This is a genomic window from Haladaptatus sp. AB618, assembly GCF_024136965.1.
GTDB lineage: Archaea > Halobacteriota > Halobacteria > Halobacteriales > Haladaptataceae > Haladaptatus.
The window spans coordinates 251,200-269,920 of record NZ_JAMYJX010000002.1; the positions used below are offsets into that span (position 1 = coordinate 251,200).

Below are 18,721 nucleotides of genomic sequence, written 5' to 3' on the forward strand. Positions count from 1 at the left end.
GAAATAGAAATCGAACCCGAACTGCTTCAGTAGAACTCGCGCACGAGGTCCATCGCGTCCTCGGGTGCGCCGTCCGGAATCTCGGTCATGTTCTTCCCGAGACCGTGGAGTTCGCCGTACGGGACGCTGTCCTCGTCCTGGTAGATGACGCCCTGATACTCCTTGCTGGCGTCGAGGATTTTCTCCTTTGCCGCGTCGTAGTCGTGCGGGTCGTGACCCTCGTCCGCGAGGTCGACGATGGCGTCGCGGTAGTAGTCGTACGTGTCCACGTCGTTGAACGTGACACACGGCGAGAAGACGTTCACGAAGCCGAAGCCGTCGTGCTCGATGGCCTTCTGGACGATTTCCGCGTGACGCTGTGCGTCCGTCGAGAAGGACTGTGCAATGAACGTCGCGCCCGCCGAGAGGGCGAGCGCGAGCGGGTTGACCGGCGGCTGTTTGGGGCCTTCCGGCGTCGTGCTCGTCTCGAAGTCCTCGCGGCTGGTCGGCGAGGCCTGTCCCTTCGTCAGTCCGTAGATGCGGTTGTCCATGACGATGTAGGACATGTCCACGTTGCGTCGAACTGCGTGGATGAAGTGACCCACACCGATGGAGTAACCGTCACCGTCACCACCCGCGACCATCACTTCGAGGTCGGGGTTGGCGAGTTTGACACCCGTGCCGACCGGGAGCGCACGTCCGTGAACGCCGTGGATGGCGTAGGAGTGCATGAACGTCCCGATCTTACCGGAGCAGCCGATACCGGCGACGACGAACGTGTCGTCCGGCGTGTTGCCGGTTTCGGCGAGTGCTTTCATCATCCCGTTCATCGTCCCGAAGTCACCGCATCCGGGACACCACGTCGGTTGCTTGTCCGACTTGAAGTCGGTGAATCGAACCTCTGAACTCATGCTTCTATCTCCTGTCCGAGTTTCGCCTTGATATCGTCAGCCAATTCGTCGGCCTTGAATCGGATACCGTTGTACTTGTTTATCCGCTCGACACGGGTAAGCGCGTCGTGTTCGAGAACGTCGGCAAACTGCCCGGTGGCGTTACACTCGACCACGATGACCGTGTCCGCGGACTCGATGTCCTCGGTGAGGTCGGGACGCGGGAAGATGTACGGAACCGAGAGGAACCGAACGCTCACGTCGTCCTCTTCGAGGAAGTCGAGGGCTTCGCGCATCGGCCCTTCGTTCGACCCCCACGAGATGACGAGCGTGTCCGAGTCGGCGTCACCGAACTCGCGCGGCGTCAAGTCCTCCTCTTCCTTGGCCGTCTCGACCTTGCGGTTGCGCTTGTCGACCTGTTCGACACGAATCTCGGTGTCCTCCGTCCGGCGACCGAGCGCGTTGTGTTCGAGACCGGTGGACATGTGGGCACCGCCCTTCGTTCCGGGGAACGCGCGGGGGCTGATGCCGTCCGCGGTCGGGAAGTGGGGTTGGAACCTGTCCTGTTCGTCCGTCCACGCGTCGATGTCGTCCTCGTCCACGACGTTTCCGCGGTCGATTTCGACCGCGTCCATGTCGAATTCCTCGGGCGCGAACGTCTGCTCGGTGACCGCCATCGCGAGGTCGGCGAGCAGGAAGACCGGCGTCTGGTACTTCTCGGCGAAGTTGAACGCCTCGATGGTCTTGTGGAAACACTCGGCGATGTTCGTCGGTGCGACGACGAACCGCGGAATCTCGCCGTGGCCACCGTACAGCGTCATGTTCAAATCGCCCTGTTCCTGCTTGGTCGGCATCCCGGTCGATGGACCGGAGCGCATCACGTCACAGATGACGAGCGGCGTCTCGCTCTGTGCGATGAGGCCGAACGTCTCGGTCATCAGGTCGATACCCGGACCGGACGTCGCCGTCATCGAACGTGCGCCTGCGCGTGCCGCGCCGAGCGCCATGTTGATGGCCGACAGTTCGTCCTCGGCCTGCATCACGGTGCCGCCGAAGTGCTCGATTCGGCCCGTGAGATACTCCATGACGTTCGTCGCTGGCGTGATCGGATAGCCGGAGTAGAACCGACATCCTGCGGCGAGTGCGCCCATGCCGATGGCCTCGTCACCGTTGAGTAGGACGTAGTCGTTGTCCGTCGTCTCGATGTCGTAGGCGAAGTCGTGGTCGTACTCCTCCTGGACGTACTCCTGCCCGAGAAGGGCGGCTTTCTTGTTGTTCTCGACGATGGCCTCACCTTTGGAACCGAACTTCTTCTCGAGTGCGCTGTCGAGGTTCTCGATGGGGAAGTTCGTTACTTCGCAGGCCGCGCCGAGCGCGACGACGTTCTGCATGATGGTTCCGCCAGCGTCCTTCGCGAGGCTGCGGAGCGGAACGGCCAGCCCGATCATCTCCTCGGGGATGTCGACGTCCTCCATCTCCGTTCGTTCCCCGTCGTAGATGATGACGCTGTCCTCGTGAAGCTCATCGAGGTTCTCGTCGATCGTCCGCTGGGTCAGTGCTACGAGAATGTCCAATCGGTCCACGACGCTCTCGATTCGGTCGGTAGACGACCGAATCTTGTACGCGGTGTACCCACCTCGGATACGGGACGCGAAATCCTTCGACGTGAAGACATGTCGGCCCGCCCGGGAGAGTGCTTGCGCAAAGATTTTCCCGGTCGAATCGATTCCATCGCCGGCTTCGCCGCCGAGGCCCAGTTCAGGTCTTGCATCGTTGCTAGGCTACCCGGTGGCAAATCAAAAGCCTTCTGAAGCGGACTCGGTGAAGCGGCAAGGAATTTGGTACTTACGGCCAAAGGTCCGATATGGATGGAACTGAGGTCGAAGTGAAGTCGGTGAGTAATGTCGGCGGAAATACAATCGCGTTGGAGATCGAGGCCCCTTCGGACTTTTCGGCTCGGCCGGGACAGTTCCTGCAAGTCGCGGGAACCGTCGATGACGAGGAGATCACGCGCCACTACACCCTTTCGTCGCCCGACGCTGAGGGGACGTTCGAGATCACGGTCGCCGTCGACCCGGACGGCGAACTCGGCCCGTGGCTCGCGGCGCGCAGTGCGGGCGAGACGGTGGAGATTGCCGGTCCGTTCGGGCGGTCGTACTACGAGGGCGAACCGAGCGTCGTCGTTCTCGCGGGCGGACCGGGTGTCGGCCCGGCAGTCGGAATCGGGGAGCGCGCGCTCGCGGAGGGCGGCGACGTGACCATCGTCTATCAGGACGACGCTCCCGTCCACGAGGGACGACTGCGGGAACTGGAAGCGGGCGGTGCGACGGTCGTCATCACCGACGAACCGCTTCCCGAGAGCGAGAACGCGCGGACAGTTCTCGCGCGCGCGGACGGACAGGTGTTCATCTACGGATTCACGCCGTTCCTGACGGAGGCACGGGACGTTCTGGCGACGGTCGGACACGACCCGGACGAGGCGAAGTCCGAAAACTTCGGTTGATATTGGAAAAAACAATACCCTTTTATCACACCGTGAAAATAACCCACACTTAATGGGTCTCAGATGTTCGCTGTTAGGCCACGACTACGGCGAGTCCGAAATCGAGCGCGAGCGCGAAGAGCAAGGTAACGAAGTGGTGGTCACGGTTCGGGAGTTCGAGAAATGCCAACGCTGTGGTGCCGAAAGCATCATCAGCGAGAACAAGGAAGTCACGACGATCGAGGAACCGGAACCGACACCGGAGCCGATGGAAAGCAGGACGGAAGACGGGCTAGCGGGATCGGCATCGGTAGAACCGACACCGGCCGAACAGGAATCGGTCGAACCGATGACGACCGGACCGGAATCCGAGACGGAAATCATCGACGAGACGGTCGAGTCGGACCCGGAACCAGTCGGTTTCAACGACGATGACTTCCATCCGCCGGAGAGCGCGGACGAGGACGACGGCGTCATCCTCGACGACGAGGACGACGAGGTCGAAGAACGGAGCCGTGGTCACGGTGAGTGGCCTGACCCCGAGGACACGAACGTGGACGAGTCGGCCCGCGGGTCGACGGACTGGCCCGATACCGGACTCGATGACGAGGGATTCGACGCGCAAGTCGATGACGGAAGCGACGTCGAGGTGAGCTTCGGTGGCGGATTGACGCCGGAAAGCGCGCCTCACGCGGAGGACGATGCCGAGTTCGTGGAGGCCGAGCCCAGTGAAGAAACGGGGTTCGTGCGGACCACGCGGCCCGAACCACAGCGGGAAACGGGATTCACACGCGCACGGGAGGCACCGAAACCGGACCAAGCTTCGGAATCGAGTCCGAGCGCAGAACTCATCTGTCCCGAATGCGGGCAGTTCGGCGGTGCTGCCTCGGGTTCGTCACTCCGCGCAGGGGACATCTGCCCGGAGTGTCGGAAAGGATACCTAAGCGAACACGAGTAGACACGACGCGAAAAGGGTAAACATCCACCCCTCTAATCTGGGTCCAACTCATGAAAGAATACAAAATGCGACGCGGTGAGCATCTCGAAGACCGAATGCCCGACCTGAAAGCGAGCATCGAGGACTACTTCGGTCCCATAACGGCCACCGAGGATTTCAACGGACACGAACTCTACGTGGTCGAAGAACCGGACAACCCCGTTTTCAAGCGAATCGTGGCCGGTGCCGCATCGTACAGCGGAAAGAAGGACAAACTCGCCGTTGACTTCGAGGAGCGTCCCGCCGAGGACGTCATCGCGGAGGGGAACGCCGACGCTGCTGCCGACGCGGTGAGCAAGAAAAACGAGTTCCTTCTCGAAGCGACCGGCCGCGACGCGAAGGCACGCCGTGACTCGCTGAAACGAACCGTCGAAGACGACGCGGACACGCCGGACGACGTCTAATTCCGACCGAGTTTTGTTCGACTGACGTTGACACCGGTCGGCGTCACGATAAGTTGGTCATCACCTTTCTGAACGATGTCGCCGTTGACTTCGCGGGCGACCTGCTGGAGTTCGTCAGTGATGCGCTCGACGGTGGTGTCCTGCGTTCGAAGCCGAGTGATATCAGCGATAACGATGTCGCCGTCGTAGACGGCGTCTTTGATGGCGATAACGTCCTGCTGTCCTTGGATCTCGGCGATGTGAACGTTCAATCCTGACTCGCTGGGTGTGGTCTCGAAATCGTCCAAATCCAGCTCGACATAATCCCCGGCGCTTCCCGATTGCGTTTCGCCGAGAATCTTATTCATGAATCCCATAGAACTACGGGGCAATCGAACGAGTATAGTTCTTACGTCAGACGGAGCGACGAGCGAGCACGTAGAGCAGGTAAATAACGCGCTTTTTTGCTCGCACGCTTTGTTCCCCTCTCCATGACGTTCAGCATCTGTGTCCGAGAGGAGTACACGGACGAAAGCGGGGACGACCAGACGCGGTTCGGCGTCGCGGTGACGACACGCCTTCCGGGGGTCGGAACGCTCTGTCCGTTCGCCAGCGAAAACGGGGCGATCGCCACCCAGAGCCTCGTCAACGTCGAACTCGGACGGAAGGGAATCGAGTACGTGGACGACGGCCTCGCGATCGACGATGCGCTCACGGCGCTGCTCAACGCCGACGAAGGGGCGGAGAACCGACAACTGCACGGCGTGGACGCGGAGGGGACGTTCACCTTTTCCGGGGAGGAGTGTCACGGCTGGTACGGCCACGATAGCGGCGAGAACTACACCGTCGCCGGGAACTTGCTGACCGGCGAATCCGTCGTCGCCGAGACGGCACGCGCGTACCGCGAAAGCGCGTACGAGGACCGGCCGCTCGCCCAACGGCTCATCGACGCGTTGGCCGCGGGCTACGCCGAAGGCGGGGACAAGCGCGAGGAACTGACCGTCCAGAGCGCCGCGCTGTTGATCGAGACGACCGAACCCAAGGAGACGGATCCGTACTACAACGATCTGCGCGTGGACGCGACCGAAACGCCGATCAGGGACCTGCGGGAGGCCTACGAACTCGCCGGTGACGGGTTCACCGCCGCCGTCGAGCGCTACGAAGCGGCCAACGATGACGGGAACGACGACACGTAGCACGTACGACCCTCGATGCGGACGATGCCGGTCGAAACGGGTGGGTTTATAGACGAGACGAACGCACGACGGATTATGGAAGTCAAATCTCGCCATCATCTCCGGAGCGACGAGGTTCGGGAGATCGACGCGGCGCTCGAAGACACCCTCGGCGTCGAACTCGATGCCGACACCTACGAACTCGTGGAACTGGAGGATTCGGCCTTCGACATCGTCCTCGTGGACGGGGAACCGACGGTCTTCTACACCGACGGCGAACCGTTCCTCACCGTTCAGGGTGCGAACGCCTACCCGCCGACGAAGCGCGTCGTCACCGTGGACGCGGGTGCCGTCTCGTTCGTCAGCGACGGTGCCGACGTGATGCGGCCCGGAATCGTGGAAGCGAGCGACGACATCGAATCGGGCGACCTCGTGGCTATCGCCGAGGAGACCCACGGCAAGGTGCTCGCCATCGGCCGTGCGAAGACGGACGGCGACGAGATGGTCGGCGACTCCGGCAAGGTGGTCGAATCCGTTCACTTCGTCGGGGACGACCTCTACGAATTCGTGGTCTGATCGGACCCGAAACGTTCCCGGCAAAAAGGCGAAGTGTGAGGGCGTCGAAGGGCGTGATATGTGGGGTTCCCGGTGGACCCGGGAGAAAAAGTCGGTCGACTGTATCGCGTGTGGCGATGCCGTTCGGCGCTCCGCGGCGCGCGAGTACGACAAGGAGGGGAATCGCTGGGAGCGCAACGGAAAGACCTTCGAGCACCTCTGCAAGGCGTGTCACCGCGAGTTGTGTCATCAGCCCCGCGACGAGTTGGAGGGGCTTCTCGTGGAGATGGACGCCGACCACGTCGAACAGGACGAGTTTTTAGCCCGGTACGAAACCGCCATCCGAGACCGATACGGCCCGCTGGAAGAACGGGAAGGATAGTCAGTCGATACGCCTAACTTCCCAACTCCCTTATCAGCGGGCATGACGAGCGACGCACAGGCTGAGGCGGGCACCGCCGAAGGCCAAGGCCCGGTCGAAATCTCCGAAGATCTCGCCGAGCGACTCGACAGCAAGCGCGAACAGCTGTTCGAGAAGTTCGAAATCAGGGACGGGTTTCCCGGCCCCGTGATGACGGAGGCCGAGAAACGAACCGAGAACATCCAACAGGAGATTCAGGACGAAGTCGAGGAACGAAAAGACCTGCGCGAGATGACGACGTGGACGACCGACCCCGTCGACGCACAGGACTTCGACGACGCCATCTCCGTCGAGGAGCACGAGGACGAGTACGTTCTCTGGGTTCACATCGCCGACGTGACCCACTACGTCCACCCCGAATCGAACATGTGGGAGGAAGCGGTCAAACGCGGTAACACGGTGTATCTCCCCGCCTACACGATCCACATGCTCCCGCCGATGCTGGCCGAGACGGTCTGTTCGCTGGTCCCCAACGAGGACCGCCTCGCCCACACCGTCGAGATGCACCTCGACAAGGAGAACCTCTCGTACGAGACCATCGACATCTACAAATCCGTCATCCGGAGCGACGAGCGACTCACCTACTCGCAGGCCGAGGAGCGACTGGACGACGAGGACGCCCCGCTCCACGAGGAGTGCAAACTCTCCTTCGAACTCGCCGACCGGATGCACGAGCAGCGAAAGGAGGACGGCAGTCTCGTCCTGAACCCGCGACGTGACCGCGCCCACACCATCATCGAGGAGTCGATGCTGAAGGCGAACAAGGCCGTCACGCACGAACTGATGTGGGGCCGTGGCGTCGAGGCGATGTACCGCGTCCACCCACAGCCGACGCCCGACGAGTGGGGTAAGGCGCTCCAGGAGATACAGGACTTGAACGGCGTTTCGATTCCGGGTAGTACGTGGGACGACCCGCGGATGGCCGTCAACGCCACGCTGGAGGAAGCGCCGGGCCGACAGCTCGACAAGATCCAGTGGGCCGTCATGAAGGTGATGCCCCGCGCTCGCTACATGAGCGACCCGTTCGGCGGCCACCACGCGCTGAACTTCGAGATTTACGGCCACTTCACCAGCCCGATCCGGCGGCTCTCGGACCTCATCAACCACTGGATCGTCTACACCAACGATGTCCCGGAGGACCTCGTAGCGCTGTGTGATCGCGCCAGCGACAAACAGGCCGACGCGGAAGCCTGTGAGCGCGAGTACAAACAGTTCCTCGAAGAGGTCGGACTCGACCCCAACGCGGTCAACAACCGCGGCATCGAGGTCGTCGAGGACGACGAGTAGACGCGATCGATGTTCCCCGACTCCCGCAACGTTCTCGAACCGAACTGCTCGCGCTGTCCCGAACTCGCCGCGTGTCGAAACCGCATCTCGTGGGGGACCGGTCCGTTGGATGCCGACGTGATGGTCGTCGGCGAAGCACCCGGTGCTGGCGCGCCGGACGCGGACCTGTGGCAGGGCGGCAACTGGACGGGAATGGCGTACACCACGCGACACTCGGGACGGAAGATTCGCAGGGTGTTCGACGAACTCGGCTACGACGCGTACTTCACCAACGCCGTGAAGTGCTTTCCCGAGGGGGACGACGGCTCGAACCGCGAGCCGCGTGCCGAGGAGTTGGCGAACTGCTTCGAGCACTTGCAAACGGAAATCGAACAGGTCGGCCCATCCGTCATCGTCACGACGGGAAAACACGCCACGAAACTCCTGTTCGACTTCGAGTCGATTCGAATGAACGGCTTTCTCGAACGCGTGCTCTCGCCGGTCGAATGCGAGCGACTCGGCGTGACGGCTTTGCCACTGCTTCATCCATCGTACGAGAACGTCTGGCGGAAGCGACTCGGCTACGACCGACCGGAATACATTGCGGCTATCGGTTCCGAACTCTCGGCGTTGGTTTGATCACTCGTCAGCAGGTGCGGTTTCGGATGCACCGGACGGTGTGTCCGTGTCGTCCGTGATGTGTATCATCCCGTCGCTTTCGTACGTGATCTCGTAACCGCGGTAGCTAAATACCGCTTTGCCGCCGATCCGATCCTGCCCATCGACTCGCGGCCGAAACAACGAGTCCAATGCATCGGGGTCCACCGCGTCGTATAGACGTGGACCGATCTCGTCGGGTGACGCGTCCTCGTGATCCGCGATCGCGTTGACGACGGCGGTACTGGGCCGCTCGCCGTCCTGCAAATGGTAGGAAGTATGTTCCATTCCAGTACTTCTCTTAAGATTCGTCAATGGTTAAGTATGTCGGATAAATCTGTGTAAATACCATCCTAAAGATAGTATTTCCCCAATTTCGAAATAATCACGACTTCAATCGGAGACGTCCTTCTGACCGAAGTGGTCGTACGGTTGCATGTGTTCGTCTTTCACCAGCAGTTGATCGACGACATCTAGACCCATGTCGTCGAGTTGTTTGCTGACCTCGGTCGCGTCCTCGCGGGTCGTCGCGACCGCCTCGACGTGGAGGTTCTGCACGCCGACCATGATCTCCTTGACGTTGACGACGCCCGACGCGTCGAGTGCCTCCGCCGCCAGTTCCTCGCGCTCGGGGATCGGAGCGGTACAGATGAAGAGAACGCGGAGCGGGAATCCCGCTTCGTGGTAGTCGATCTGTGGGTGATAGCCTCTGATGACTCCCGCCTCTTCGAGACGTTGGAGTCGATTTCCGACGGTACTGGCGGAGACACCCACAGCATCCCCGATTTCCGTCGTCGTCATATTGCGTGCGTCCTCTTGGAGCAAGTGAAGGATGCCCCGGTCTACGTCGTCAAGTGTGTCGTGGCTCATTGGTCTGTTATCGAAACCGCTACTCACTATTCATACCCTGTTCCTAAAAAGTCGGCACGCGTTCGAGATGACAAACTTTCGTGGGAGGCATGGCCGAAACATGGCGAGAAGCCAACTCGCCACCAGAGCCTCCGGCACCGTCGAACACTTGCCTGGTAGTACACCCGGGCTTCGGGCGTATTTCATACGAATACCGCTACCCCCTTTATTATATTCCGAATAAGCGAGGCGTCCTCGGAAAAAACTCGGTGAAACGGTGGTCGAACCGAATTTCTCGGTTCGGTCAAATTCCGGTTTGCAGCCGGTTTTCGCGGGGTTTGGGCCATGAAACGGTCCGAGAAATGACGGATTTTGCTGAACAATCCTCTTGTCTGTCGTGTTGAGAGGATCGTCGGATGTTCGAACCTCTCCACCCGCTGGACTCCTCGGAGGCACGAGTAAGTCGGCGAGAATCGAGCGCCGAATCGAGTGCTACGGGTTGTTTCGAGAGAACTGTCGTACGTATCGCTCTCGACTTGGTGGAATAAAATGTCACACTTATTGATTTGGAATTTCCCACGACTCGACAAGGCTTATGGGTTGATAGAATACTCCACTCACCATGCAAGCAACGAGGCGGATAAACCATACCTACCGAAATCGGCTATTTTCCGGGCTTTTAGCCGGTGTGGGGGCGTTTCTTGGCGGCTATGGCTTGACGTGGGCTTTCGTCACGCTCGACGAGCTACCGACCTTTTCGTTCGCCGCCGAGAAGTGGCAAGTCGTCACGTGGTACTTCTACAACGCGCAGTTCGTCGAAATCTCCCAAACCATCTCCGGTTCCGATGACTCCAACTATCTTCGGAACAGCGTCGATCTGATCACTAACTCCTCGGATCCGTATATCCAGTTCCTCCATCTCCTGCCGCTCGTCGCCATCTTCATCGGTGGCGTTCTCCTCGCTTCTCACCTGGGTCGCGCCCGGACGGTCCCGCACGCGGCGCTGAACGGTGCACACGTCGTCGTCGGTTACCTGCCGATCAGTCTCGTCGGTGCGTACATCGCCTCGAAACACGTCTCCGCCATCGGCGTGACCGCGCGCGTCGGTCCGAGGTATCTCGACACGCTCCTGTTCATGGGCCTCCTGCTCCCCCTCGTCGTCGGTTCACTCGGCGGCTTGGTTTATCACGTCGTTCGGGGATAACCCCCCACTCGTCACTCCTGTTTTTACTCGTCGTAAACGGTGGAAGTGGACTCGCGGAGATGGGTCCTTGCGGTTCCTGAACCCACTATATCGTCGAAATGAATCGAGAAGCCGTCAAGTAACGAGATGAATCAGATAGACGTGCCAGAACCAATCGAGCGGCGTCCAAACGCCGAAGGAGTGGGACACGGCGTCATCGAGCGCGATGAGCACGCAAAACAGCGCCGCCAACCGGAGATCGGACGCGCTGTCCGACCAGAACGAACGGAACACCACCGCCAGTAACGAACCTACGATACCCGATAGTGTCAGCAACGCTCCTGTGGCGGGGTAATCCGGCCACACGAAGAGGAAGCCGAACAGCGCCACCGTCAGCGCTGTCACGGTGATCCATGCCTCTCGTTTGGGCATGCGGTTCGAGGCCACCCAGCAGACGATGTACGCCGCTAACACACCGATGTAGAGGTGGTGCGGAGCCAGAATGTTCCCGTCCGGAAGGCGCTGGGCTGGAAACGTCATCGTTCTTCGCCGTCGGAGGTGGCGGAGAACGAGTACGACCGAGGCATATATTTACTATACCCATCGTTTTCGAGTCAGGCCTTTTCAACCATCGTCCCCAGGCGCTGTCCAGATGAATCAGGGAACTACTACGTATTCGATTCCGTGAAACTACTGGCTGTTACCGACTCCTTGTCGATACTCGCTTCGGCTTTTCCGAACGGGCGGCGGTCCGGTGGAGTTCCTGCGGAACACTCACCAATCGCCTCGCCACCAAGCGAACGAAGTGAGCGAGGGGGACTACGGCGAGTCCACTGACTGACTGAACGGAGTTCCCGTGATCGAAGCGAACGGGAGCACGGAAGAGCGAAGCTCTTCCGGAGTGGAGTGAGAGAAGTGGACTCGCCGGGGTTTGAACTACGCCAAGACGTTCCGGCTCGCTACGCTCGCGGGCATGCGACTTGTCTAATTAAAATCCGCTCATCCATCCTCGCTACGCTCGGATGGACTCGCCGGGATTTGAACCCGGGGCCTCTTCCTTGCGAAGGAAGCGATCTGCCACTGATCTACGAGCCCTCGAATTATTGTACCATCCGTGCGTTACTTGTAGCTTGTGTTTCGGTGCGGAGGATGTGAAGGCGTCCCGCGATTAGCCCCAGTGCGAAGCCGGTAAAGTGGGCGAGAAGGGCGACGCCAGGAGCCGCTGTCATCAGCGTGACGAGGGTCGTGAAGACGACGACGATGAGGACCTGCACGCGGCGCGAGAGTCGCAGGCGGCCGAACACGGCCTCCGAGATGTCGTTGCTGGCGATGAGGTAGCCGTACAGGCCGAGGATTGCGCCGCTGGCTCCAAGGACGGCGGGGGCCTGACTGCTGAACAGCTCCGTCACCCACACCTGCACCAGTCCGGCCGCCATCCCCACCGTGAGAAAGAAGGCGTGATAGCGGGCCGTCGTTGTCCCGCGCTCGACGATGAACCCGACGAGCACCAGCGCGACGGCGTTGGAGAAGAGGTGGGCGAACCCGGCGTGTGAGTACACGCTCAGCGGCAGCGTCCACACGTGGCCCGCCACGGGCGGCGAGAGCGCGAACAGCCCCAGCGCTAACGCGGGGCTGACGAACCGAACCGCGGATTGGACGACGAAGACGACGAGACAGACGGCGAGCGTCTGAATCGTCGGCGAGCGGGAAAGACGCATACTACTACTCGTCACCGAGACCACAAAAAATGACACCACGGGACGGCTGCTCGTCGTCGTGACGGCGCAACCGCTGGTCGATAGGTGAAAAACGAAAGAAGATTTGCAAAGATTTCCGTCGCGCGGGTATCCGCGCAACCGGTGAGTTCCTCGGTTCAGTCTTCGAGGACGATCTCGATGCTGACGTCGTTCGGAACCTGAATGCGCATCAACTGTCGAAGCGCGCGTTCATCGGCGTCGAGGTCGATGAGGCGCTTGTGGACGCGCATCTCCCAGTGTTCCCACGTCGCAGTGCCCTCTCCGTCGGGCGACTTGCGCGTCGGGATCTCCAGCGTCTTCGTCGGGAGCGGAATCGGACCGCTCAGGGAGACGCCGGTCTTCTCAGCGATCTCACGGACATCGTCGCAGATGTCGTCGAGGTCCGAGGGGTTGGCTCCTGCGAGTCGGACACGTGCTTGCTGCATCGTTTACTTCTCGTTGACTTCGAGGACCTGACCTGCTGCCACGGTCTGACCCATGTCACGGATTGCGAACGAACCGAGTTCCGGAATCTCGCCCGCAGGCTCGATGCTGAGTGGCTTTTGCGGTCGGACCGTGACGGTTGCTGCGTCACCGGACTTGATGAAGTCGGGGTTCTCCTCCGCGATTTCACCGGTGGACGGGTTGATCTTCGCGTCGATGGACTCGATGGTACACGCGACCTGCGCCGTGTGGGCGTGGAAGACCGGCGTGTAACCGGCCGTGATGACGCTCGGGTGCTGCATCACGACGATGCGAGCCTGGAACGTGTCGGCCACTTTCGGCGGGTTGTCGGCTGGGCCACACACGTCACCGCGACGGATGTCGTCCTTGCCGATGCCACGCACGTTGAAACCGACGTTGTCGCCGGGTTCCGCTTTCGGAACTTCCTCGTGGTGCATCTCGACGGTCTTCACTTCGCCACCGACGTCGCTCGGCTGGAACGAGACGTTGTCGCCCACGTTGAGCGTACCCGTCTCGACACGTCCGACCGGCACCGTACCGATACCGGAAATCGTGTACACGTCCTGGATGGGCAGACGGAGGTCTGCGTCCGTTGGCGGCTCGGGTGCGTCGAGGTTGTTGAGGGCCTCGAGCAGGGTCGGGCCGTCGTACCAAGGCGTATTGTCCGAGGATTCGGAGACGTTGTCACCCTCGAACGCGGAGGTCGGGACGAACGTCGCGTCGTCGGACTTGAAGTTGACCTGCTTCAGGAGCTTCGAAACCTGCTCTTTGACGTCGTCGTAGGTGTCTTCCTTGTAGTCGACGACGTCCATCTTGTTGACCGCGATGATGAGCTCGTTGATACCGAGCGTCTTCGAGAGGAAGACGTGCTCCTGGGTCTGGGGCGCGACACCGTCGTCTGCGGCGACGACGAGGACAGCGTTGTCTGCCTGCGATGCGCCCGTGATCATGTTCTTCACGAAGTCACGGTGGCCCGGACAGTCGACGATGGTGAAGTAGTACTCGTCGGTGTCGAACTCTTGGTGGGCGATGTCGATCGTGACACCACGCTCTCGCTCCTCTGCGAGGTTGTCCATCACGTAGGCGAACTCGAAGCCGCCTTTACCCTTCTCTTCCGCTTCTTCGCGGTGCTGTTCGATAACGTGCTCCGGGACGCTCCCTGTCTCGAAGAGGAGTCGCCCGACCATCGTGCTTTTACCGTGGTCGACGTGGCCGATGACGGCCAAGTTCTGGTGTGGTTTGTCGCTCATTGTATATCTCACGCGCAGATGCGCTCTGGAGGAATTATTTGGCAGAAGCGGTTAAAACCATTTCGATACGCTATGCGAGCCATCTCGCCGCCGTCTGGCGGTTAATGGCAACAGATGTCATGGTGAAAATGAACACGGGGGGTTTATGATTCGCGTTCGAGCCGCGTCACGTCGGCCAGCACTGCCGTCGCCGTTTCGGGACCGCCCGCACCGCGTCCACTGATGTTGAGTCGTCCGGCGTATCTCGTCTCGAATTGGACGATATTCCGGGTTCCGGACACCGCGAGCGTCCCGTTTTCGGGGACGAGACGCGGGCCGACGCTGACACCGTCCCGGGCGACTTCGCCGACCAGCCGAATGGTCCACCCGTCCTCGGCCGCCAGTTCGAGCGCACTCCCCGGCAAATCGCGGATTCCATCGACGTCCGCGTCCGAAAGCGTGTGTCCACCGTCGAACAGTACGTTGGCGAGGATGGCGCATTTCAGTGCGGCGTCCGTCCCGTCCACGTCGAACGATGGGTCGGCTTCCGCCACTCCCAAATCCTGTGCTTCGGCGAGGACGTGTTCGTAGCTCAGTCGCTCGGTGGCCATCCGCGAGAGCACGAAGTTGGCCGTCCCGTTGAGTACGCCGCGAACGGCAGTGACGTTGTCCGCGCCAACGTCCTCGATGGTCGAGAGCACGGGAATCGCGCCGCCGACGGTCGCCTCGAACAGGAGACTTCCTTCGCTGTCGCGGGAGAGTGCGCGCAGTTCGTCGTATCGTTCAGCCACCGGTCCCTTGTTCGCCAGCACGACATGACGGTCCCTGGCGAACGCTTCGCGTGCGTGACCGAAACCGGGCTGTGCATCGCCGAGCGTGGTCGGCGTCGCCTCGACGAGCACGTCGTACTCGCTTTCGAGCGCCGTTTCCGGGTCGGCGTCCCCGACGGTTCCGTCGCTCTGCTTGCGCGCGAGCACCGACTCCACGTCGATACCGTCCGCATCCACGACGGCACCCGACGAATCCGCGAGCGCCGTCACCGTGTGGCCGTACTCGGCCGCCAGTTCGGCTACGGACCGACCGACGGCACCGGCTCCGAACACCGCGAGTTTCATGCTACCGCCTCCCCGTCCGTCAGCGGTTGGATGACGCGTAATTCCTTCTCACCGGCGATAGTGGCCACCGTGTCGAGAACGTCGTTCGTCTCGGTGGAATCCGTGGCGAGGCGTAGCCGAGCGCTCGACACGTCGCTCGTCCCCTCGGGGGCGGACAGCGAGATATCGACGACGGAAGCGTTCGATTCCGTCGTGATTCTGGAGAGCGTGTCCGAAACGTCGGTGTCGATGATATGCCCCGTGAGGATGACGGTGATCTCCTCGTCGTATCGTTCCGCACCCGCGCGAATGACGTTGATACTCGCGGTTCGAAGCGCCGCAACGATGGTCTCGAATCGGTTCGGATGACATTCGAAATCCACTTCGACCGGAATGTTGCCGCGTGGTGTGAGCGACCCGCGTTCGTGAAAGACACTGAGCAAGTTGCCACCGTGGTCGGCGATAGGTTTCAGGGCACGGAGCAGTTGACCCGGTTCGTCCGATAGTTCCAGTCGAACCGTGTATGCTTGGACGCGCCCCTCGTCGTGATCCGCCATGATGACTGGAGTGGGGTGATGGAGGAGTATAAGCCTTCAGACGGTCGCAAAATTATCCAATCGCAAGCGGGGAACGGGATGCAACGGAGAAAAACGGTGCGAAACCGCAGTTAGTCATTGCCTATGCTACACGTTAACGGGGTCGTAGTAATATCGATGGAGCGTGAACCGATGAATCGGTGATAGGAAATGAGATTTACTGATGCGGTCCGTGCGAGTAGTTCCGGTACGAGTCGGAAGCAGGATCACGTTTGTGCATTCTGCCAGACGGCGTTCGACAGCCAGAACCGGGTGTGCCCCATGTGCGACGCGGAGATCGTTTTCCGGGGGGACCGATAGCTGTTCGCGACTGTAACTGACGACACCTTCTCACCGACCTGAAAACGCTCGGCGAGCGATGCTAGCGATTCTAAGCCAGTGCAGTGAGACGACAGTGATTCTACGTGGCGCGATATCCATCGAACAACAGAGCAGAGCGTCGGCTCCTCGGTTCGTGACTGCACGAAAGAAAGGACGTTCGAGGGGATTCCTCGATTAGAAGTAATCGACGGCCTGCGGGAGTTCCAACTTCATGCCTTTGCGCTCTCGGATCTCCATGATGGTCTCTCGCTGGAGGTTGTCCGCCATAAAGCGGAACCCGGCGTTCTCCGTGTTCCACGACGCACGACCTTCCGTCGCACTGCGGATGTCCGAGGAGAACCCGATCATCTCGTCGACGGGCGCGATACCCTCGACGACCATGAGGTCACCCTCTTGGTACATGTCGTCCACGCGGCCACGGCGACCCTGAATCTCGCCGGACGCGGCACCCATGTGGTCGTTCGGAACGTCGATACGGACGTTCTGAATCGGTTCGAGGAGTTTGACGTGACCGTGGATGAGTGCATTGTGCACTGCTTGCCGGACCGCAGGGATGACCTGTGCCGGACCACGGTGGATGGTGTCCTCGTGGAGACGTGCGTCGTTGAGTTTGATGAGCGTTCCTTCGACGGGTTCGCCAGCGAGCGGACCGTTGTCGAGCGCCTCTTCCAGTCCTTCGATGACGAGTTCCATCGTCTCGTTCAGGTGCTGGATACCTTTCGTGTTGTCGATGAGGATGTTCGACCCGTGAATCTCCTCGACATTCTGGCTGCTATCCTTGTCCATGCCAGCCTCTTGGAGCGCTTCACGGCGCTCCTGTTCGGGCATGTCCATCGAGACCTCCCCGAGTTTCAGCTTCTCGACGATATCGTCCGACAGCGGTTCAACCGTGAGGTAGAACCGGTTGTGGCGGTTCGGGGAGATACCTTCGACTTCGGTGGTCGCTCCCTGGACCTTCTCGCGGAAGACGACGATAGGCTCACCAGTCGTCACCGGAATTCCCTGGTTGCGCTCGATACGCTGGGTGATGACTTCGAGGTGGAGTTCACCCTGTCCGCTGATGAGGTGTTCACCCGTGTCCTCGTTGATGTCGATCTGGATGGTCGGGTCCTCTTTGGAGACCTGTCGAAGCGTCTCGATGAGTTTCGGCAGGTCGTCCATGCTCTTTGCCTCGACGGACTTCGTGATGACGGGTTCGCTGATGTGTTCGATGGACTCGAACGGCGTCATCTCCACGCTCGATACCGTCGAACCGGCGATAGCGTCTTTCAGACCGGTGACGGCCGCGATGTTCCCGGCAGGGACGCGCTCCACTTCCTCGCGTTCGCCACCCATGTAGATACCGACGCTTTGGACGCGGTTCATTCCGGCGGTTCCCGAGACGTAGAGGTCTTGACCTTTCTCCAGTGTTCCGGAGAAGACACGACCGGCGGCGATTTCGCCAGCGTGCGGGTCGATACCGATGTCGGTGGCCATCAGGACGACTTCGCCGTCCGGGTCCACGAGTCGCATCTGCTCGGCGAGTTCCGACTCGTCGTCACCACGCCAGACGCGCGGGATACGTCGCGGTTGCGCCTCGATGGGGTCCGGGAAGTGTTCACAGACCATGTCGAGGATGACGTCCGACAGCGGCGTTCGCTCGTGGAGTTCTTGACGCTTGTCGCTGCGTTCGAGGTCCATGATGTCCCCGAAGTCCATGCCCGTCGCTTGCATCGACGGCATGGAGACACCCCACTTGTAGAGTGCCGACCCGAATCCGACGGTTCCCTCTTCGACGGAGACGGTCCAGTCGTCCACGTCGTCCATGTCCTCGGTCATGCCGCGGATCAGCTCGTTCACGTCGTCGATGACGTTGAGCAGGCGGCGTTGCATCTCCTCGGGACCCTCTTGGAGTTCCGAGATGAGTCGGTCCACTTTGTTGATGAACAGGGCTGGCTTAACGCCCTCACGGAGCGCCTGTCGGACGACGGTCTCCGTCTGCGGCATTGCGCCTTCGACAGCGTCCACGACGACGAGCGCACCGTCGACGGCACGCATCGCACGGGTCACGTCGCCACCGAAGTCGACGTGGCCCGGCGTGTCGATGAGGTTGATGAGGTGGTCTTTGTCCTCGTACTCGTGGGTCATCGAGACGTTCGCCGCGTCGATGGTGATACCGCGTTCCTGTTCGTCCTCCTCCGTGTCCATCATCAACTGGGTGGCTTCGCCTTGGTCGGCGATCATGCCCGCACCAGCGAGAAGGTTGTCCGTCAGTGTCGTTTTACCGTGGTCGACGTGGGCGGCGATGGCGATGTTCCGAATCTGCTCCGGCTTGTCCATGAGCCGCTCACACTGTTCGACGATCTTCTTTCGTCTACCCATATATGGGTGTCTCTACCTGTACGAGGTTGAAAAGCGTAGTGTTTTCCCGCCCGCAAAACGGCTGGAAACGGCCCATTACCCT

21 protein-coding genes and 1 tRNA gene are annotated in these 18,721 nt (G+C 60.8%); 9 read left to right on the forward strand and 13 right to left on the reverse strand.

What is annotated here, in order from left to right; genetic code table 11:
• Positions 1–26 precede the first annotated feature (26 nt).
• Positions 27–890 carry a 2-oxoacid:ferredoxin oxidoreductase subunit beta gene (locus NKF26_RS08140; protein ID WP_253226737.1) on the reverse strand — a complete coding sequence of 288 codons (864 nt, stop codon included), beginning with the start codon at positions 888–890 and terminating at the stop codon, positions 27–29.
• Positions 887–2,626 carry a 2-oxoacid:acceptor oxidoreductase subunit alpha gene (locus tag NKF26_RS08145; RefSeq protein ID WP_369682134.1) on the reverse strand — a complete coding sequence of 580 codons (1,740 nt, stop codon included), beginning with the start codon at positions 2,624–2,626 and terminating at the stop codon, positions 887–889. Before NKF26_RS08145 ends, NKF26_RS08140 begins: the two co-directional genes overlap by 4 nt.
• 107 nt (positions 2,627–2,733) lie before the next feature.
• Between NKF26_RS08145 and NKF26_RS08150 the strand changes: the two genes are divergently transcribed.
• The 3 genes from NKF26_RS08150 to NKF26_RS08160 are packed head-to-tail and all read left to right on the forward strand — an operon-like array spanning position 2,734 to position 4,752.
• Positions 2,734–3,372: an FAD-dependent oxidoreductase gene (locus tag NKF26_RS08150; protein ID WP_253226736.1), complete on the forward strand. Its 639-nt coding sequence runs from the start codon at positions 2,734–2,736 to the stop codon at positions 3,370–3,372.
• Positions 3,373–3,424: 52 nt separating this feature from the next.
• Complete coding sequence (locus NKF26_RS08155; RefSeq protein ID WP_253234169.1) at positions 3,425–4,309, forward strand: oxidoreductase; 885 nt, start codon at positions 3,425–3,427, stop codon at positions 4,307–4,309.
• A gap of 50 nt (positions 4,310–4,359) precedes the next feature.
• Positions 4,360–4,752: a DUF5611 family protein gene (locus NKF26_RS08160; RefSeq protein ID WP_253226734.1), complete on the forward strand. Its 393-nt coding sequence runs from the start codon at positions 4,360–4,362 to the stop codon at positions 4,750–4,752.
• On the opposite strand, the gene sepF is transcribed toward NKF26_RS08160, so the two are convergent.
• Positions 4,749–5,108: a cell division protein SepF gene (gene sepF, locus NKF26_RS08165; RefSeq protein WP_066144483.1), complete on the reverse strand. Its 360-nt coding sequence runs from the start codon at positions 5,106–5,108 to the stop codon at positions 4,749–4,751. The two genes, NKF26_RS08160 and sepF, sit on opposite strands and share 4 nt — an antisense overlap.
• A 114-nt stretch (positions 5,109–5,222) precedes the next feature.
• On the opposite strand from sepF, the gene NKF26_RS08170 reads away from it, so the two are divergent.
• The 5 genes from NKF26_RS08170 to NKF26_RS08190 all read left to right on the forward strand — a co-directional run bounded on the left by NKF26_RS08170 (position 5,223) and on the right by NKF26_RS08190 (position 8,787).
• Complete coding sequence (locus tag NKF26_RS08170) at positions 5,223–5,927, forward strand: DUF1028 domain-containing protein (RefSeq protein ID WP_253234170.1); 705 nt, start codon at positions 5,223–5,225, stop codon at positions 5,925–5,927.
• A gap of 75 nt (positions 5,928–6,002) precedes the next feature.
• On the forward strand, positions 6,003–6,482 hold the full coding sequence (locus NKF26_RS08175; RefSeq protein ID WP_253226732.1) for an RNA-binding protein: 480 nt from the start codon (positions 6,003–6,005) through the stop codon (positions 6,480–6,482).
• Between the two features lie 58 nt (positions 6,483–6,540).
• Positions 6,541–6,843, forward strand: a complete 303-nt coding sequence (locus NKF26_RS08180; protein ID WP_253234171.1) for a hypothetical protein — start codon at positions 6,541–6,543, stop codon at positions 6,841–6,843.
• A 42-nt stretch (positions 6,844–6,885) separates the two neighbouring features.
• The gene (locus NKF26_RS08185; protein WP_253226730.1) at positions 6,886–8,169 is read left to right on the forward strand and encodes a ribonuclease catalytic domain-containing protein; all 1,284 of its coding nucleotides are present in this window, start codon (positions 6,886–6,888) and stop codon (positions 8,167–8,169) included.
• Positions 8,170–8,178: 9 nt separating this feature from the next.
• Positions 8,179–8,787 carry a uracil-DNA glycosylase family protein gene (locus NKF26_RS08190; RefSeq protein WP_253234172.1) on the forward strand — a complete coding sequence of 203 codons (609 nt, stop codon included), beginning with the start codon at positions 8,179–8,181 and terminating at the stop codon, positions 8,785–8,787.
• Here the strand turns inward: NKF26_RS08190 and NKF26_RS08195 are convergent, their stop codons facing one another.
• A complete protein-coding gene (locus NKF26_RS08195; protein WP_253226728.1) occupies positions 8,788–9,093 on the reverse strand; it encodes a HalOD1 output domain-containing protein in 306 nt (101 codons plus the stop codon).
• Positions 9,094–9,198: 105 nt separating this feature from the next.
• Positions 9,199–9,675 carry an Lrp/AsnC family transcriptional regulator gene (locus NKF26_RS08200; RefSeq protein WP_253226727.1) on the reverse strand — a complete coding sequence of 159 codons (477 nt, stop codon included), beginning with the start codon at positions 9,673–9,675 and terminating at the stop codon, positions 9,199–9,201.
• A 601-nt stretch (positions 9,676–10,276) separates the two neighbouring features.
• On the opposite strand from NKF26_RS08200, the gene NKF26_RS08205 reads away from it, so the two are divergent.
• Complete coding sequence (locus tag NKF26_RS08205; RefSeq protein ID WP_253226726.1) at positions 10,277–10,858, forward strand: hypothetical protein; 582 nt, start codon at positions 10,277–10,279, stop codon at positions 10,856–10,858.
• Between the two features lie 114 nt (positions 10,859–10,972).
• Here NKF26_RS08205 and NKF26_RS08210 read toward each other — a convergent pair whose 3' ends face one another.
• The 8 genes from NKF26_RS08210 to NKF26_RS08245 form a co-directional block, all read right to left on the reverse strand.
• Positions 10,973–11,377, reverse strand: a complete 405-nt coding sequence (locus tag NKF26_RS08210) for a hypothetical protein (protein ID WP_253226725.1) — start codon at positions 11,375–11,377, stop codon at positions 10,973–10,975.
• Between the two features lie 483 nt (positions 11,378–11,860).
• A tRNA-Ala gene (locus NKF26_RS08215) sits at positions 11,861–11,932 on the reverse strand.
• 5 nt (positions 11,933–11,937) lie between these two features.
• Positions 11,938–12,555 carry a rhomboid family intramembrane serine protease gene (locus tag NKF26_RS08220; protein WP_253226724.1) on the reverse strand — a complete coding sequence of 206 codons (618 nt, stop codon included), beginning with the start codon at positions 12,553–12,555 and terminating at the stop codon, positions 11,938–11,940.
• A 155-nt stretch (positions 12,556–12,710) separates the two neighbouring features.
• Positions 12,711–13,019 carry a 30S ribosomal protein S10 gene (gene rpsJ / locus NKF26_RS08225; protein ID WP_007979652.1) on the reverse strand — a complete coding sequence of 103 codons (309 nt, stop codon included), beginning with the start codon at positions 13,017–13,019 and terminating at the stop codon, positions 12,711–12,713.
• Between the two features lie 3 nt (positions 13,020–13,022).
• Entirely contained in the window at positions 13,023–14,288 is a 1,266-nt protein-coding gene (tuf, locus tag NKF26_RS08230) for a translation elongation factor EF-1 subunit alpha (RefSeq protein ID WP_253226723.1), read from the reverse strand.
• Between the two features lie 143 nt (positions 14,289–14,431).
• A complete protein-coding gene (locus NKF26_RS08235) occupies positions 14,432–15,382 on the reverse strand; it encodes a homoserine dehydrogenase (RefSeq protein WP_253226722.1) in 951 nt (316 codons plus the stop codon).
• Positions 15,379–15,918 (reverse strand): amino acid-binding protein, encoded by a 540-nt coding sequence (locus NKF26_RS08240; protein ID WP_066144434.1) that lies wholly within the window; start codon positions 15,916–15,918, stop codon positions 15,379–15,381. The genes NKF26_RS08235 and NKF26_RS08240 overlap by 4 nt, the downstream gene beginning before the upstream one ends.
• Before the next feature lie 534 nt (positions 15,919–16,452).
• Positions 16,453–18,639, reverse strand: coding sequence for an elongation factor EF-2 (locus NKF26_RS08245; RefSeq protein ID WP_253226721.1), 2,187 nt, complete (start codon positions 18,637–18,639; stop codon positions 16,453–16,455).
• Positions 18,640–18,721: the final 82 nt, after the last annotated feature.

Coding starts and splice junctions, on each gene's coding strand:
- NKF26_RS08140 (WP_253226737.1), bottom strand. CDS start 890: ATGAGTTCAGAGGTTCGATTCACCGACTTCAAGTCGGACAAGCAACCG.
- NKF26_RS08150 (WP_253226736.1), top strand. CDS start 2,734: ATGGATGGAACTGAGGTCGAAGTGAAGTCGGTGAGTAATGTCGGCGGA.
- NKF26_RS08155 (WP_253234169.1), top strand. CDS start 3,425: ATGGGTCTCAGATGTTCGCTGTTAGGCCACGACTACGGCGAGTCCGAA.
- NKF26_RS08160 (WP_253226734.1), top strand. CDS start 4,360: ATGAAAGAATACAAAATGCGACGCGGTGAGCATCTCGAAGACCGAATG.
- sepF (WP_066144483.1), bottom strand. CDS start 5,108: ATGGGATTCATGAATAAGATTCTCGGCGAAACGCAATCGGGAAGCGCC.
- NKF26_RS08170 (WP_253234170.1), top strand. CDS start 5,223: ATGACGTTCAGCATCTGTGTCCGAGAGGAGTACACGGACGAAAGCGGG.
- NKF26_RS08175 (WP_253226732.1), top strand. CDS start 6,003: ATGGAAGTCAAATCTCGCCATCATCTCCGGAGCGACGAGGTTCGGGAG.
- NKF26_RS08180 (WP_253234171.1), top strand. CDS start 6,541: ATGTGGGGTTCCCGGTGGACCCGGGAGAAAAAGTCGGTCGACTGTATC.
- NKF26_RS08185 (WP_253226730.1), top strand. CDS start 6,886: ATGACGAGCGACGCACAGGCTGAGGCGGGCACCGCCGAAGGCCAAGGC.
- NKF26_RS08190 (WP_253234172.1), top strand. CDS start 8,179: ATGTTCCCCGACTCCCGCAACGTTCTCGAACCGAACTGCTCGCGCTGT.
- NKF26_RS08195 (WP_253226728.1), bottom strand. CDS start 9,093: ATGGAACATACTTCCTACCATTTGCAGGACGGCGAGCGGCCCAGTACC.
- NKF26_RS08200 (WP_253226727.1), bottom strand. CDS start 9,675: ATGAGCCACGACACACTTGACGACGTAGACCGGGGCATCCTTCACTTG.
- NKF26_RS08205 (WP_253226726.1), top strand. CDS start 10,277: ATGCAAGCAACGAGGCGGATAAACCATACCTACCGAAATCGGCTATTT.
- NKF26_RS08210 (WP_253226725.1), bottom strand. CDS start 11,377: ATGACGTTTCCAGCCCAGCGCCTTCCGGACGGGAACATTCTGGCTCCG.
- NKF26_RS08220 (WP_253226724.1), bottom strand. CDS start 12,555: ATGCGTCTTTCCCGCTCGCCGACGATTCAGACGCTCGCCGTCTGTCTC.
- rpsJ (WP_007979652.1), bottom strand. CDS start 13,019: ATGCAGCAAGCACGTGTCCGACTCGCAGGAGCCAACCCCTCGGACCTC.
- tuf (WP_253226723.1), bottom strand. CDS start 14,288: ATGAGCGACAAACCACACCAGAACTTGGCCGTCATCGGCCACGTCGAC.
- NKF26_RS08235 (WP_253226722.1), bottom strand. CDS start 15,382: ATGAAACTCGCGGTGTTCGGAGCCGGTGCCGTCGGTCGGTCCGTAGCC.
- NKF26_RS08240 (WP_066144434.1), bottom strand. CDS start 15,918: ATGGCGGATCACGACGAGGGGCGCGTCCAAGCATACACGGTTCGACTG.
- NKF26_RS08245 (WP_253226721.1), bottom strand. CDS start 18,639: ATGGGTAGACGAAAGAAGATCGTCGAACAGTGTGAGCGGCTCATGGAC.